Annotated in this window: 13 protein-coding genes and 1 tRNA gene; 3 read left to right on the top strand and 11 right to left on the bottom strand. The window is 64.9% G+C overall.

From position 1 onward, the window contains the following. Positions 1–130: 130 nt before the first annotated feature. Entirely contained in the window at positions 131–964 is an 834-nt protein-coding gene (locus QP166_RS11835) for a DUF4394 domain-containing protein (protein WP_333916078.1), read from the bottom strand. Positions 965–1,431: 467 nt separating this feature from the next. Here QP166_RS11835 and QP166_RS11830 point away from each other — a divergent pair, with 467 nt between their 5' ends. Further along, positions 1,432–1,923 carry a hypothetical protein gene (locus QP166_RS11830; protein WP_333916077.1) on the top strand — a complete coding sequence of 164 codons (492 nt, stop codon included), beginning with the start codon at positions 1,432–1,434 and terminating at the stop codon, positions 1,921–1,923. A gap of 137 nt (positions 1,924–2,060) precedes the next feature. On the opposite strand, the gene QP166_RS11825 is transcribed toward QP166_RS11830, so the two are convergent. Beyond that, a protein-coding gene (locus tag QP166_RS11825; protein WP_333916076.1) for an IS5 family transposase occupies positions 2,061–2,817 on the bottom strand; the annotation gives its coding sequence in 2 pieces (ribosomal slippage) (positions 2,061–2,481 and positions 2,480–2,817; 759 coding nt in all). A gap of 46 nt (positions 2,818–2,863) precedes the next feature. Between QP166_RS11825 and QP166_RS11820 the strand changes: the two genes are divergently transcribed. Beyond that, positions 2,864–3,565: a hypothetical protein gene (locus QP166_RS11820; protein ID WP_333916075.1), complete on the top strand. Its 702-nt coding sequence runs from the start codon at positions 2,864–2,866 to the stop codon at positions 3,563–3,565. 392 nt (positions 3,566–3,957) lie between these two features. Here QP166_RS11820 and QP166_RS18990 read toward each other — a convergent pair whose 3' ends face one another. From QP166_RS18990 to clpB, 7 genes are all read right to left on the bottom strand, one after another. After that, positions 3,958–4,803, bottom strand: a complete 846-nt coding sequence (locus QP166_RS18990; RefSeq protein WP_443027211.1) for a DUF3800 domain-containing protein — start codon at positions 4,801–4,803, stop codon at positions 3,958–3,960. A 371-nt stretch (positions 4,804–5,174) separates the two neighbouring features. Further along, positions 5,175–5,251 (bottom strand) — tRNA-Arg (locus tag QP166_RS11815). Between the two features lie 61 nt (positions 5,252–5,312). Beyond that, positions 5,313–5,678, bottom strand: coding sequence for a hypothetical protein (locus QP166_RS11810; protein WP_333916074.1), 366 nt, complete (start codon positions 5,676–5,678; stop codon positions 5,313–5,315). A gap of 2 nt (positions 5,679–5,680) precedes the next feature. Further along, positions 5,681–6,337, bottom strand: coding sequence for an endonuclease III (gene nth / locus QP166_RS11805; RefSeq protein ID WP_333916073.1), 657 nt, complete (start codon positions 6,335–6,337; stop codon positions 5,681–5,683). Beyond that, entirely contained in the window at positions 6,334–7,062 is a 729-nt protein-coding gene (gene dapB / locus QP166_RS11800; RefSeq protein WP_333916072.1) for a 4-hydroxy-tetrahydrodipicolinate reductase, read from the bottom strand. Before dapB ends, nth begins: the two co-directional genes overlap by 4 nt. 113 nt (positions 7,063–7,175) lie before the next feature. After that, positions 7,176–8,849 (bottom strand): malate dehydrogenase (quinone), encoded by a 1,674-nt coding sequence (gene mqo / locus QP166_RS11795; RefSeq protein ID WP_333916071.1) that lies wholly within the window; start codon positions 8,847–8,849, stop codon positions 7,176–7,178. Between the two features lie 380 nt (positions 8,850–9,229). Beyond that, positions 9,230–11,809, bottom strand: coding sequence for an ATP-dependent chaperone ClpB (gene clpB / locus QP166_RS11790; protein WP_333916070.1), 2,580 nt, complete (start codon positions 11,807–11,809; stop codon positions 9,230–9,232). A gap of 116 nt (positions 11,810–11,925) precedes the next feature. On the opposite strand from clpB, the gene QP166_RS11785 reads away from it, so the two are divergent. Further along, positions 11,926–12,999, top strand: coding sequence for an NAD-dependent epimerase/dehydratase family protein (locus QP166_RS11785; protein WP_333916069.1), 1,074 nt, complete (start codon positions 11,926–11,928; stop codon positions 12,997–12,999). A 12-nt stretch (positions 13,000–13,011) separates the two neighbouring features. Here QP166_RS11785 and QP166_RS11780 read toward each other — a convergent pair whose 3' ends face one another. Then, positions 13,012–13,779, bottom strand: a complete 768-nt coding sequence (locus tag QP166_RS11780; RefSeq protein ID WP_333916068.1) for a glycosyltransferase family 2 protein — start codon at positions 13,777–13,779, stop codon at positions 13,012–13,014. Beyond that, the gene (locus tag QP166_RS11775) at positions 13,776–14,831 is read right to left on the bottom strand and encodes a glycosyltransferase (RefSeq protein ID WP_333916067.1); all 1,056 of its coding nucleotides are present in this window, start codon (positions 14,829–14,831) and stop codon (positions 13,776–13,778) included. Before QP166_RS11775 ends, QP166_RS11780 begins: the two co-directional genes overlap by 4 nt. Between the last annotated feature and the right edge of the window lie 54 nt (positions 14,832–14,885).

Here is a 14,885-nt window from a genome sequence, read left to right as displayed (position 1 = left end):
TGCAGCGCTAACTTCGCGTCCGCTGTCTGATGCTGGCGACGAGCAGCTCTAGGCTTTCTGCTCGCCGCCCGCTCGATAGAAAGTGAAGGTTATCGCGGGCATCCGTGAGGTTACCCGCAACCCTCCCGTTTTAGACGATCTGGCGCGTGAAGCGAGCCCGAGGCCGGCGGCGCATCGAGTAGCCGATCACGCCGAATCCAAGGATCATCATGCCCCAAGTCGCTGGCTCAGGGACCGGGGCCACTGCGATCCCGAAGAGCTGACGCGAGGTGCTGCCGAGCGACGACAGCGCACCGGTCGACAGATTGACGCCGTAAAGCGAAGTGCCGTTGAACGCGAAGGCTTCGTTGCCAGCGATGTCGAAGCTCGTGCGCGAGCCGAGATCCACCCCTAGCCCGCCGACGGTCGTCAGCACGCCGCCATTGTTGTTCTGCTTGGCAAGCACATCGAGATCGGTGTCGAGCACGTAGAGCTGCGTGGAGGTGCCCGGCGCGCCGAAGCTCGACGTGGTGTAGGCGGCGCCGCTGACGCCCGGATCACGCCCTTCGTTCGGGTCGCCAGCCGCATAAGCCAGCGTGCTTGTCGTCGGCGAACCGGTCAACGATCCGTCATTCGGGTTGAAGACGTAGTTGTTGTTGGTGTTGCTGACGATTCGGACACGATCGATCGTCGGATTGAAGTCGAAGCCGAACACAGTCCCTTCAACGCCGAGCTTGGCGCTGGCTGCGGTGGCGACACCTGTCATTGCGTTGATGGTGTAGACGATCCGGTCGACACCCAGGCCGTAGAGTGCTCCGTTCAGCGGACGGAAGTCGAGCGCCTCGATACTGCTGTTGGTGCCGCTGATCTTGACGGAAGAGGTAAACGTGCCCGGCGCGGCACTGTCGAACGTGACCAGCTGATTATTTTCGTCAACGCCGAAGATTGTCGCCGCCGATGCGCCTGCGGGGGCGAGCAATGCCACCGCCGCCAGAAATGATGCTCTCATCATAGCCGCAATTCCCTCTGTTGTTCGCGGCGCAGGGCCGACTCCACAATGAACTGAGTCGACCCTCGCCCAAGGCAGGAAGTCTCAAAGCTAACGATTTGTTAACGCGTTCGCGAAGGAATACGACTTTGAAGAATTACATTTTGTGTCCGAGGATATGGCGCATCTTATTGCCAGCCGCCTCGTATCTATTCCACTTGGGCCTGCGCATCTGCCGTCGATCTAGATGTCATCAATGCGGTTGCGCTGAATAGCTAAAGGCGGTCAGTTCGCGCTCCCGCCAACTGCGCCCAGGTGTGGGTGGCACGACTTGCCGCCAGCGCCAACCTCACCGTGACGCAGCTGGACTCACATGGGACTCGTCTGACCGTATCAGTCGGCTGTGGGCCTTCCCGCGGCATCAGGACCGGTGAGAATGACTCCGCCATTAGGGAGCCATAACCATGCCACTTGCTGAAAGCCTGCTGATTTACACACTGTCGAACGCGCGGGTGGTGGCCGTGCTAAACGGCGGAGGCGCAGTCGTTGAAGAGGCCGACGTTGAATACCGTGAAGGCCGCGTCGCAATGACGAATGGTGACGAGGAGCCAACGTGTAGCCTCACGCCGGTATGGGCGTTTTCCGCGGTCGGGGCCCCAGTGCCTGATGCGTCCGAGATGAACGAGGCGGAGATTGTTCTAGAGGGCGATTACGACGACCAGCGTATCGAAGTGCGCGGGACAGGCACGTTCGGCTACACAGATACCGGCCATTTCGAGGGAGAGTTTTACGCTCCGCCGCTGATTATTCTAGAGCGCTATCCCGAGCAGCAGAGCGACGACGGCCCGCCTGAGTTTACAACCGAGGAATGGGTGTCTCGAATGAGTGAGATCGAGGTGAAGCCGTCCAAGCAGTTTAGGCGGGCTCAGCGCGGCATATCGCTCGCTGACCGCTGAGCCCGCCGCTCTGCAGAGGTGGGCTAGATCGTGCTCCGCCTGCCTGCCTGTTCGTCGTCAAAACCGGCATGGGTGGTCAGCCACGCTACCCTGCGAGTTAGCAGTGCGCGAGGCGCACTAGGGTCAGGACTCGTTGATCACAGCCAGAAGATGACGGTGGCAGCAAGGGTGACGGCGGAGAAGAAGGCTGTGGGGCAACGGTCGTAGCGGGTGGCGACCCGGCGCCAGTCTTTGAGGCGGCCGAACATGATCTCGATGCGGCTGCGGCGCCGGTACCGGCGCTTGTCGTACCGGACGGGCTCGTTACGCGACCTGCGGCCTGGGATGCAGGGTTGGATGCCTTTGGCCTGGAGGGCGTCCCTGAACCAGTCGGCGTCGTAGCCGCGGTCGCCAAGCAGCCACTGCGCTTTTGGCAGGTCGTCCAGCAGCGCTACCGCGCCAGTATAGTCGCTGACTTGCCCGGCGGTCATGAAGAAGCTCAAAGGGCGTCCGTTGGCATTGGCGATGGCATGGAGCTTGGTGTTCATGCCGCCTTTGGTGCGTCCGATCAGGCGGCCAAGATCCCCTTTTAACCCGCAGGCTCGATGCCGTGCGGTGCGCCTTCAAGTATGTCGCGTCGATCATGACGGTCTTGGGTTCGGCATTGCCTGCAGCCAGCCCCTCCATCATGCGCGTGAATACGCCACGCTCGCCCCAGCGCTTCCACCGGTTGTATAGCGTCTTGTAGGGGCCATAGGCGCTTGGTGCATCGCGCCAGCGCAGCCCGTTGCGGTTGACGAAGACGATGCCGCTCAGCACTCGCCGGTCATCCACACGAGGCTTGCCATGGCTCTTGGGAAAGAACGGCAGCCGCCGCTCCATCTGATCGTCCGTCAGCCAAAACAGGTCGCTCATCCCAGTCTCCTTGCGGAGCCTGAATCAGATTGCGACGCTCACATCAATGGGTCCTGACCCTAAGACGTGGCTGACCGGCGTCAGTGGCATTGCCGAGGCGTTGGCGGATCCAGATCGCAACTGGACGAACTTCCTTGCGCGCACTGCTGGGGCAGTCGCCGTGCCCGCCTTTGCCGCGCAGGTGACGCGGACGATTGATCCGGTGATCCGTGAGGCTCGGTCGCCGATCGACCGCATCCGCTCGCGCACTCCCGGCGTGTCTGACGACCTCTTCCCTCGACGGAATATTTTTGGGGAGCCTGTAACGTCGGGTGGCGGCTTGGGGCCAGACATCGTCTCTCCCGTGTGGACCGGAGAGGCGAAAAACAATCCGACCATCAAAGCGCTGCTCGACGCTGGGGTGACGGTCAGCGTGCCGCCGCGCTTCCGCAAGGTTGACGGCAAGCGGAAGGAGTGGACGCCTGCGGAATATGACCGCTTGCAGGTCGCCGTTGGCGACCGTGCGCGGGAGGGGCTGTCTAGGCTGGTGAAGTCTGATGGCTGGAAGAGCGCGGACGACGAGGCCAAGCAGTCGATGGTGAGTGACCTGATGCGCGACGCTCGTAAGGCGGCAAGGGAGCAGGTTGAGGGCGTTACTCGCCGCGCACCTGATCAAGCTCGGACCACGCCGGCTCTGCCCGCTGATTCACGGTTCGCCCCGATGAAGGGTCTGCCGGCGCTGCCGCCGGGGTTGATGTTAGATCGTTAGCGGCGCGCGCTGCCAACGGCGCAACAATCAGTTAGCATCCAGATCCCTCGGCCGCGCAGAAAGCGAGATTGTCGGCCGTTAGCATTCGGATCGCGGGGCGTCCTAATGCAGGCGTTCAACGTGGCGCTGTTTGCCTCCTAAGCGGGACCCACGTGCTTGTGTCTGTGGCTGGCGTCGTAATGAGTCGAGAGACGTCGAAAACGGGACGAGCCGAGTCCGGGATGAGGCGTAAACGATTGAACTCGCGAGTCGCCGCGAATACAGTTCTCTGCGACGGGATACGCCGGGAATACCTTCAGCCTGATCGCTTCGTCCGTGATAGCAGCTTGCGGGACGGTTGCCCACCGGATGGTGACCTATCTGCCCGCTAGTGAAACGAAGGCCGGGGCCCGTCACCTCAGCGAGAAGTCATACCCATAAAATTCAAAGATGGCGCGTTCTCTTGCCGGAATAGTTCCTTGGTGCGGTAATGGTAGAAGTGTTACTCCGAAGTTTGCGTGAGTCCTGCTTCTTCCTTCCTTCGCCATTCTGTCATTTAAGAGCCGAGCGGGAGAAAGTTCATGGGTGGGCAAAGCTGAATTGGCAGCTTGGAAGAACGCGCTCGCTACAATGTCTGCGAGTTGGAGGCCGGCGACACTCGTGTGGGGTCTGACTTCGCACAATTCCGGCACAAGGACGTTGGGGACCATGCAGCGAGCTTTTAGCGTAAGCGTCCCAGCCCGCGATTGATGGTCTAGTTTCTTCAAATAATCGACCAAATCCGAGTAGCGATGGCCACCGCGTTCCGAAAAGATAATTTTAAGAGCTGGGCTGACTTGGTCTCTCCGCGCGCGGCGAGCGCACCATGCGGTCACACGCTCAAGGATGAATCGTAGACACCAATTATAATACTGGTCGGGTCCCATTCTGCCCAAGGCAGCTGATCTATGGCCGCGCATATTTGCCTTATGCGAAGCCAGCGTGAAAAGCCTGACCTCCTTCGAAGCGAGCATCCGGGCTACGCGTCGTTTATTTGCTAGCGACAGGTTGCGGTAATGCAGGTCTGGTTTCTGGCGAGACCGAGTGACGTTCCGCATTTCCTCGATCCATCCGCGGACTTCTGGTTCGCGATGCGCCGCAACGACGACCGCCCCTAGTGTAAACCACTCAGTCCACGCTGGCGCGTTGCCGGCGGGCTTGATCCCTGGATCACCTGCTTCGTCGATGAATACGACATACCCCGGAGTCGGTAATTCCATTACGCTGTTCTACCGCTCAGTGAAGCCAAGTGCCAATCACATGCCGCCTCTGACGTTCTTGCGGTGCTGGTCGACACGACGATCGTTAGGGCTGCTGAATCACAAACTTTGTTGGCGCCGGCTGGTGCAGGTGGAGTCGCTGCGCCGTTTGGCAGCTGAGGGCTATGCCGTGGCACCGCGATACGTCCGCCCTGAGCAGATAGATCTCGACCTTTGACCTAACCCTGAGAGGCAACTGGGCAGGTCATTTGATCGGCGCTGTTCGCCCGCATTCGGCTGTAGCCGCGATCAAACGTGGGAGCAGGAGAGGGAGTGGCTGCCAGCGGCAAGCCAGAAAACCAAGCAAAAGCAGGCATTTAGATAGATGTTGCTGGCGCACCCGACAGGATTCGAACCTGTGGCCTCTGCCTTCGGAGGGCAGCGCTCTATCCAGCTGAGCTACGGGTGCCGGTGGGTGTCGCCTAGCAGGCGTCGTCGCGCCGCGCTACCCGTTTTGATCGTGAAAATCGTCAGCGCGCCAGCACGACCGGCTGGAAGGGAGCGAGCCCGCAACGCGCGCCCTGCATCGGGCCGCTGGCGTAGAGAACCGTAATGAGATCCTGCGCGCATAATTGCCCAATCGACGTCGCGTAGCCGAAGCGACGCTCGGTGCCGAGGCCGGGGCAGCGGTACGGCAAGGTGACGCGGTATGTCTGACGACCGATCGTGCGGAAATCGATCACGCGGTCGCTGCGCACCAGCGTTTCATCGATCGAGGTAAGCGAGAGGCAGTTGCGTGGCGGCCCGGCGGGAGTGGCAGGCGGAACATCCGCGGCACGGTCGCGCGCCAAGGCCGGGGCGGCGATCAGCAGGGCGGCGGCCGGCAACAAGCGCATCGTCAGTCCTTCGTGCGGCTGGGCGGGGGCGGGGTCTTGGGCTTGAACGCGCAGAGGTCGGCGACGATGCATCGCCAGCATTCGGGACGGCGCGCCTTGCAGACGTAACGGCCGTGCAGGATCAGCCAGTGATGCGCATGAACGCGGAACGGCGCCGGGGTCACGGCGTCGAGGCGCTTTTCGACCGCGAGCACCGTCTTCCCCTTGGCGAGCCCGGTACGGTTGCCGACGCGGAAGATGTGCGTGTCGACCGCGAAGGTCTCGGCACCGAAAGCGACGTTCATCACGACATTGGCGGTCTTGCGCCCGACGCCGGGCAGCCTTTCCAGCGCCTCGCGGCTTTCGGGGATGCGGCCGCCATGCTCGTCGACCAACGCCTGCGACAAGGCGATGACGTTCTTGGCCTTCGTGTTGAACAGCCCGATCGTTCGAATGTGCTGCTTGAGCCCGTCCAGCCCCAGCTCGAGCATCTTCTCGGGCGTGTCGACCGAGGCGAACAGCGCACGGGTCGCCTTGTTGACCCCGGCGTCGGTCGCCTGCGCGGACAGCACGACCGCGACCAGCAGCGTGTAGTCGTTGACCGACTCCAGTTCGGTTTCGGGATGCGGATTGGCTTCGGCGAGGCGTCGGTAGAATTCGAGAACGTCCGCCTTCTTCAAAGCCCGAGCACCTCGGCCATCGCATAGCGGCCCGGCGCGCGACCGGCGAGCCACAGCGCGGCCTTGACCGCACCGCGCGCGAAGATCGTGCGGTCGTCGGCGCGGTGGCCGATCTCGATCCGCTCGCCCTCGCCGGCGAAAATGACATTGTGGTCGCCGACCACCGATCCGCCGCGCAAGGACGCGAAGCCGATCGTGCCGTCGCTGCGCGCACCGACCAGCCCGGCGCGGCTGTCGACGCGGACTTCGGCGAGCCGCGTGTCGCGCCCGGCCGCCGCCGCCTCGCCGAGCAGCAGCGCGGTTCCCGACGGGGCATCGACCTTGTGGCGGTGGTGCATTTCGGTGATTTCGATGTCCCACTCCGCACCCAGCCGGGCGGCGGCCTCGCGGACCAGCACGCTCAACAGCGTCACGCCGAGGGACGTATTGCCGGTCTGGAGCACCGCGACCGACTCCGCGGCGCGCTCGATCAGCGTGTGGTGGGTCGCGAGCAGCCCGGTGGTGCCGATCACGATCGGCGTTCGCGCCGCGATTGCCGCTGCCAAATGCGATTCGAGCGCCGCCGGTGTCGAGAAATCGACCAGAACATCGGCGGCGTGCGCGACGGGGAACGGATCGCTGCCCGCATCGCCGCCCCCGGCGATCGTCACGCCTTCACCGGCCGCGATCGTGGCGATCGCGCGGCCCATGCGACCGTTGCTGCCGTAGATGCCGATGCTGGTCATGCGAAGTCACTCTGCCGGGGATTGTGTCGGACAAATCCCTTCGCACGAAAGCGCAGGCGACGGCAGGGGGAGCGGCGAGTTTTTCCGTACCGCCGTCCCCTGTCGGGTCGAGGTTACAGCGCCAGATCGGGATGACGGTCCGGCTTGACGCGCGTCGCCGCCGGCGCGGGCTGCGAGGCGACATGGACCGGCGGCGGGGCGATCGTCAGTTGCAGCGTCTGCGCGGTCGCGGCCCATTCGCGCGCGAGCAGATCGGGCTGCGCATTGAGCGGCGTGCCATAGCTGGGGACGATCGCGCTGATGCGCTGCTGCCACGCCGGGGTCGCCAGCCGGTCGGCGAAGACCTTCTTGAGCAAATCGAGCATGATCGACGGTGCGGTCGAGGCACCCGGCGATGCGCCGAGCAGCGCCGCGATCGAGCCGTCCTTTGCGGCGACGATCTCGGTGCCGAGCTTGAGTACGCCGCCCTTCTTCGGATCGCGCTTGATGATCTGCACGCGCTGCCCGGCCTGCCACAGTCGCCAGTCGCCGTCTTTCGCCGCGGGCAGATACTCGCGCAGCGCGTTCATCCGGTCCGCATCGCTCATGATAAGCTGCCCGGCGAGATATTCGACGAGGTCGAAATCGTCCCAGCCGACCGCGAGCATCGGGCGGAAATTGTCGAGCGTCACCGATGCCGGCAGGTCGAAATACGACCCCTGCTTCAGGAACTTGGTCGAGAAGGTCGCGAAGGGGCCGAACAGCAGCACCTGTTTGCCGTTCAGATAGCGCGTGTCGAGATGCGGGACCGACATCGGCGGTGATCCGCTCGCCGCCTTGCCGTAGACCTTGGCAAGATGCCGCTGGGCCACCGCCGCATTCTCGGTGACGAGGAACGATCCGCCGACCGGGAAGCCGGCATAATCGTCGGCTTCGGGAATGCCCGACTTCTGGAGGATCGGCAGCGCGCCGCCACCCGCCCCGGCGAAGACGAAGCGCGCGGTGATGACCTGCTCGCTATCGTCCTTCATGCTGCGGGCGGAGACGCGCCAGGTGCCGTCGTTGTTGCGCTCCAGCGAACGGACCTCGTGCCCGGTGGTAAGCGTGACGTTCGGCTGCTTGGCAAGCGACGCGATATATTGCCGCGTCACCTCGCCCCAGTCGCAGTCGGTGCCGAGCGGCGAGCGCATCGCGGCGAGCTTCTGCCCCGGCGCGCGGCCTTCCATCATCAGCGGCACCCAGCCGGCGATCTGCGCGGGATCGTCGCTGAACTCCATGCCCGAGAACAGCGGGCTCGCTCCCAGCGCCTCGTACCGCTTGCGCAGGAAGGCGACATTCTCGTCACCCCAGACGAGATTCATGTGGGGTGTCGAATTGATGAAGCTGCGCGGATTGCCGAGCACCCCGGCCTTGACCTGCGACGACAGGAACTGGCGCGTGACCTGGAATTGTTCGTTGATCTCGATCGCCTTGGCGATCTCGACGCGGCCGTCGGCGGTGTTAATTGGCGTGTAGTTCAACTCGCAGAGGGCGGAATGGCCGGTGCCGGCGTTGTTCCAGCCGTTCGAGCTTTCGTCGGCGACCTTGTCGAGCCGTTCGACCAATTCGATCGACCAGCCGGGTTCGAGCTGGGTGAGCAGCACGCCGAGCGTCGCGCTCATGATCCCGCCGCCGATCAGCAGTACGTCGACCTTGCGCTCGGTCGGCGCGGCGCGCGCGGCGGGCGCGAGCGCGGCGGTGCCGGCGGCGAGGCTGGCGCCGAGCAAGTTGCGGCGGGTGACGCCAGAGGTGGAGGGGGTGGGCTGCATCGGGAGGTCTTTCCGCTATGACGGCAACCCCCAACCCGTTGCGGGCAGGAGGGTCGTCGCTCGTGTTTGTTCCGGGCGCAGCGCCGGACGGGCGCGCGTAACCGAAGGGAAATCCTCACCCAAAATGGATCGTTCGTCGTGTGAGATGGCATCGCGATCGGCGCGATGCAAGGTGCGAGGGGCCTCGGGCGGGGCTGGATAGCGAGGAGTTTCAACCTTTAAGGTCATCCCCTCCCTTGCCGTCATCCCCGCGCAGGCGGGGATCCAGACGCGCAGGCCGTCGTGGAAATCAAGACGTCCGAGGTTCTGGATACCCGCCTGCGCGGGAATGACGGAGGGGAGGGCCAAGCACCCGGCCCAAAACTCCGCTGGCCCCTGACTTACTCGACCAAGAGCGCCAGCTTGCCGTCGCCTTCGTCGACATGGACGGTCGCGCCGTCCTTGACCTGCCCGCGCAGGATCAGCTCGGCGAGCGGGTCCTGCAGGTGACGCTGCACCGCGCGCTTGAGCGGCCGTGCGCCATAGACCGGATCATACCCGACACGCCCCAGCCACGCGCGCGCCGCATCGGTAAGGTCGAGCGTGACCTTGCGATCCGCGAGCAGCTTGCCGACGCGACCGACCTGGATGTCGACGATCGGCCCCATGTGCGACTGACCCAGCCGGTGGAAGAGGATGATCTCGTCCAGCCGGTTGAGGAACTCCGGCCGGAAGTGCGCGCGCACCACCTCCATCACTTGCGGCTCGACGCTCTCGACCGGGGCGTCATCGGGCATGTTGGCCAGATACTGGCTACCGAGGTTCGAGGTCAGGATGATCAGCGTGTTCGAGAAATCGACCGTGCGCCCTTGACCATCGGTAAGCCGGCCGTCGTCGAGCACCTGCAACAGCACGTTGAAGACGTCGCCATGCGCCTTCTCGACTTCATCGAACAGCACAACCTGATAGGGCCGGCGCCGCACCGCCTCGGTCAGCACGCCGCCTTCCTCATAGCCGACATAGCCCGGCGGGGCACCGATCAGCCGCGCGACGGCGTGCTTCTCCATGAACTCGCTCATGTCGATCCGCACCATCGCGCTGGAATCGTCGAACAGGAATTCGGCCAGCGCCTTGGTCAGCTCGGTCTTGCCGACGCCGGTCGGCCCGAGGAACAGGAAGCTGCCCAGCGGCCGGTTCGGGTCCTGCAATCCGGCGCGCGCGCGGCGCACCGCGGTCGAGACGGCCCGCACCGCATCGGCCTGACCGATCACGCGCTTGCCGAGCACTTCCTCCATGCGGAGCAGCTTCTCGCGCTCGCCTTCCAGCATCCGATCGACCGGCACGCCGGTCCAGCGGCTGACCACGCCGGCGATATCGTCGGCGGTCACTTCCTCGCGGAGCATCGCGCCCTGCGTCGCGCCAGCCGCCTCGGCAAGCTGCTTTTCGAGCGCGGGGATGCGCCCGTAGGACAGCTCGCCCGCCTTGGCGAGATCGCCCTGTCGCTGCGCCTGTTCGAGTTCGAGCCGCGCGGCGTCGAGCTGTTCCTTCAGCTTCGCCTCGCCCGCGATCTTGTCCTTCTCGGCCTGCCACCGCGTCGTCAGTTCGGCGGATTGCTGTTCGAGATTGGCGAGTTCGCCCTCCAATGTGTCGAGCCGGTCCAGCGACGCGGCATCGGTCTCACGCTTCAGCCCTTCGCGCTCGATCTTGAGCCGCAGGATGCGGCGGTCGAGCGTCTCGATCGCCTCGGGCTTGCTCTCCACCTCCATGCGCAACCGGCTCGCGGCCTCGTCCATGAGATCGATCGCCTTGTCGGGCAGGAAGCGGTCGGTGATGTAGCGGTTGCTGAGCGTCGCCGCCGACACCAAAGCGCCGTCGGTGATCCGCACGCCATGGTGCAGCTCGTATTTTTCCTTTAGTCCGCGCAGGATGCTGATCGTGTCCTCGACGGTCGGCTCGCCGACGAACACCGGCTGGAAGCGCCGCTGGAGCGCCGGATCCTTCTCGACATGCTTGCGATATTCGTCGAGCGTGGTCGCACCGACGCAATGCAGCTCGCCACGCGCCAGCGCGGGCTTGAGCAGATTGCCGGCGTCCATCGCGCCTTCGGATTTGCCCGCGCCGATCAGCGTGTGCATCTCGTCGATGAACAGGATGATGTCGCCATCGGCCTGCTTGACCTCGTCGATGACGCCCTTCAGCCGCTCCTCGAACTCGCCGCGATATTTCGCGCCCGCGATCAGCGCGCCCATGTCGAGCGCCATCAGCGTCTTGTCCTTCAGGCCATCGGGCACGTCGCCATTGGCGATGCGTAGGCCAAGGCCCTCGACGATCGCGGTCTTGCCGACGCCCGGCTCGCCGATCAGGACCGGGTTGTTCTTGGTCCGGCGCGCGAGCACCTGGATCGTGCGGCGGATTTCCTCGTCGCGGCCGATCACGGGATCGAGCTTGCCGTCGCGTGCCGCCTGCGTCAGGTCGCGCGCGAACTTCTTGAGCGCGTCGTAGCGGTCTTCGGCGCTGGCGGTGTCGGCGGTGCGCCCGCCGCGCAGCTGCGTGATCGCGGCGTTGAGCGCCTCCGGCGTGGCGTTGGCGGCCTTCAGCGCCTTGCCCGCGGCGGTGTTGAGGCTGAGCGCGAGCGCGACGAGCAGCCGCTCGACCGTGACATACGAGTCGCCGACCTTGTGCGCGATCTGCTCGGCCTGATCGAGCACGCGCACCGCGTCGGCCGACAGGCCCGGCTGGTTCTGCGCACCCGAGCCGCTGACCACTGGAACCTTGGCGAGCGCCGCGTCGATTTCGGCGACTGCGCGACGCGCGTCGCCACCCGCCGCGGATATAAGTCCGGCGGCCATGCCCTGCTCGTCCTCCAGTAATGCCTTGAGCAGATGCTCGGGCGCGATCTGCTGATGGCTGAGGCGGATGGCAACGGTCTGTGCGGATTGCAGGAAGCCGCGCGCGCGGTCGGTGAATTTCTCTAGGTTCATCTGTAAGCCCTGTTTCTCTTGGGTGTCAGATGGTGTTGCTTTTGGGCAACACAAGGGGTGGGTTGCACCAAGGAAGCTAGGGTGGCACCGCGACGGTCGCAAGCATGGAGGCAGTAGTGGCACGTCGAGTTCTGGTGACCGGGGGCTGTGGGTTCGTGGGGCGCCATCTGGTTGCCAAGCTGGCCGCGGAGGGCGGCAACGAGATCTGGATCATCGACGATCTCTCGACCGGCAAGGCGCCGGCCGACTGGGAGGTGCCGCAGCTTCGCCACGTCGGCGAAGAGGGCGGGGTCGCGTTCCACGAGGTCGCGGTGCACGATGCGGTGGTGCGCTTCATCCGTGCCGATTTCGTCGCGGTGGCGCAGGCGGAACTGGGAATGACGCCATCGCTAGGGCTCGCGAAGCTGCCGGCGTTCGACGAGGTTTATCATCTCGCCAGCGTGGTCGGCGGGCGCAACGTGATCGACAACGATCCGCTGGCGGTCGGGATCGATCTGGCGATCGACAGCACCTTCTTCCTGTGGTTGGCGAAGGTCGCTCGGCCTGGCCGCATCCTCTATGCTTCCTCCAGCGCGGCTTATCCCATCGACCTGCAGGAAGCCGGCGAGAGCCGCGCGCTGCACGAGGATGACATCTCCTTCGAGAAGCGGTTGGGACTGCCCGATTATACCTATGGCTGGAGCAAGCTGACCGGTGAGTATCTGAGCCGGATCGCGCATGAGAAATATGGCCTGAGCGTCGGCGTGGTGCGGCCGTTTTCGGGCTATGGCGAGGATCAGGACGTAGTCTATCCGTTTCCGGCGATCGCATTGCGGGTCGCGGCGCGGCGAGATCCGGTGCGGGTTTGGGGATCGGGGCACCAGACCCGCGATTTCGTGCATATCGACGATGCGTGCGAGGCGTGCCTGCTGGTGTGTCGCGGGGTCAGCGACGCGCGTGCGTTCAACATCGGATCGGGTAAGCCGACCAGCTTCCTCGATCTCGCCGCGCGGATGGTGTCGATCGAGGGCTATGACGCGCCGGTGCTGGGTACCGAGGGCAAGCCGGTTGGGGTGGCGGAACGCTATTCGGACGCGTCGCGCATCCACGACGAACTCGGCTGGCGTCAGACGATCCCGCTCGACGACGGGATACGGCGCGCGCTCGACTATGCGCGCGGACGGCTGGCGCGCGGGGTGGAGCCGGAGTGACCGGCGACTAAATCAGAGCCACGTCTTGTCGCGCAGGTTGAGGTTGTCCATTCGTCGCGCCGCGAGCCGGGGCCCGAGAAAGCGGTAGAAATACCAGTCCTTCGCCGCGGCGGGCGTGAAATGGTAGAGCAGCCGCTCCGCCAGCGTCCAATTCACCGCGCTGCGATCGGCGCGGCGGTTCGACGGCACGCACCACAGATCGAAGGGATAGACGACCCGGCCCTGCTTGCCGACACGCTGCATGATCTCGTGGTCCTCCAGCACGTAGCGCCACCAACGCTCGCCGTAGCCGCCGGCCGCCCGCAGCGCGTCGGTGCGAAAGGTCTGACCATAGCCGCCCGTATGGGTTTGTCGCGGCCATAGCCGGCTGGCGTACCGGACGTGACGACGCTTGCGCAACGCTGCCGCGGCGTCGTCGCCCGGCACGTCGGTGCCCATCACCGCCACGACACCGGGCGCAAAAGCAGCATCGGCGGTCGCGAGATAATGCGGCGGGTAGATCGTGTCGGCATCTCCGAACGCGATGTATGGTGTCGCTACCGCCGCAAGGCCGTGTTCGAGCGCATGGATCTTGCCCGGGCGCGGCTCGCGCAGATGCACCACGTCAATGTCGGGCAGCATCGCACCGACTTGTCGCGCAAGCGCCGCCGACGCATCGGTGGAGCCATTGTCGACCAGTATCAGCCGGAACGGTCGAAACGTCTGCGCCGCGAGGCTCTCAAGCGTCGCGGGCAGATAATCGGCCTCGTTGAAGTAAGGAATGACGAAGGACCACTTCACCGCAGCATTCCTGCGAGCACCTGACAGGCCGCCACGCTGCTATTCAGCCCGTGTGTCGCGACGGCGTGTCGCCGTGCCGCCGCGCCCATCGCGGCGATCCGCGCAGGGTCGTCGAGCAGCGCCGCCGTCGCGGAGGCGAAGGTCGCACGGTCGACACTAAGCCCGCAATCGGCGGGGATGACGTCATCACCCATCCGCGCACCGAAGCCGATCACCGGCTTCCCGCACGCCATTGCCTCGACGATCGCGCGCGGGAAATAGTCGCGCCGGCCGGCGTGAAAATAGACATGTGACCGGTGGAGCAGGCCGGGCACATCACGATGCGGCACATGCCCCAGCCACACGATCTTGGGAAAGCGTTTCGCAAGCGCCGCCGCATCGGGTCCGCCACCCGCCACCGCCACGCGGTAACGCTGCGACAGCGCGCCGACTTCGTCGAAGCTTTTCCAGCGAGATAGACGGCTGATCGCGATTACGTCCCACTGGACCGGACACAGCACGGGATGGAACAGCTCGGTGTCGATCGCCTTGGGCAATCGCAGCATTCGCGCGCGTGGGATCGGCGCGCGCCAGAAGAAGCGTGGGTGGGCCAGCGCCTGTTCCTGCACTGCCGACTCCGGGAACACCAACTTCGCGTGCGGCAGCAAGCGGCTCCAGTAATCGCCCCCGATGATGACCGCGTAGCGGCGGCGCTCCGGGCGTAGCAGTCGATCGAACAGGTGATAGCCGATCCCGCCGTTGGTGCCGATCACGACGAAGAAGGCGTCGGTGGCGGCGCGTGCCGCCTCCAGCATCGCGGTGCTGACATGCTCGCGGGGCGCGCGGCGCGGATTATCGGCGCAGAACAGCCGGACGGTGTAGCGTGTACCGTCATCGCCCGCCGCTTCAACAACCTGCGGCGTGCGCCCGATCCCCCACAACTCGACTTCCACCCCCATCGCCGATAGGATAGCGGGCATCCGACGGTCGCGATTGTTCCACGCCAGCCATTCGGCCTGGTCGGCGACGCTGACGTAGGTGGGATAGCTGAGGATGAAGATGATACGCGTCATGCAGTGGTCGCTGGTAGCCGGTTCGCGGGCTCCTGCCCAGCACGCGGGGCTCTG

The sequence above is a fragment of the Sphingomonas sp. LR60 genome, assembly GCF_036855935.1.
In the GTDB taxonomy this organism is placed as follows: Bacteria; Pseudomonadota; Alphaproteobacteria; order Sphingomonadales; family Sphingomonadaceae; genus Sphingomonas.
The sequence above is the reverse complement of the archived record's forward strand: the minus strand, read 5'-3'. Positions and strand labels throughout refer to the sequence as shown.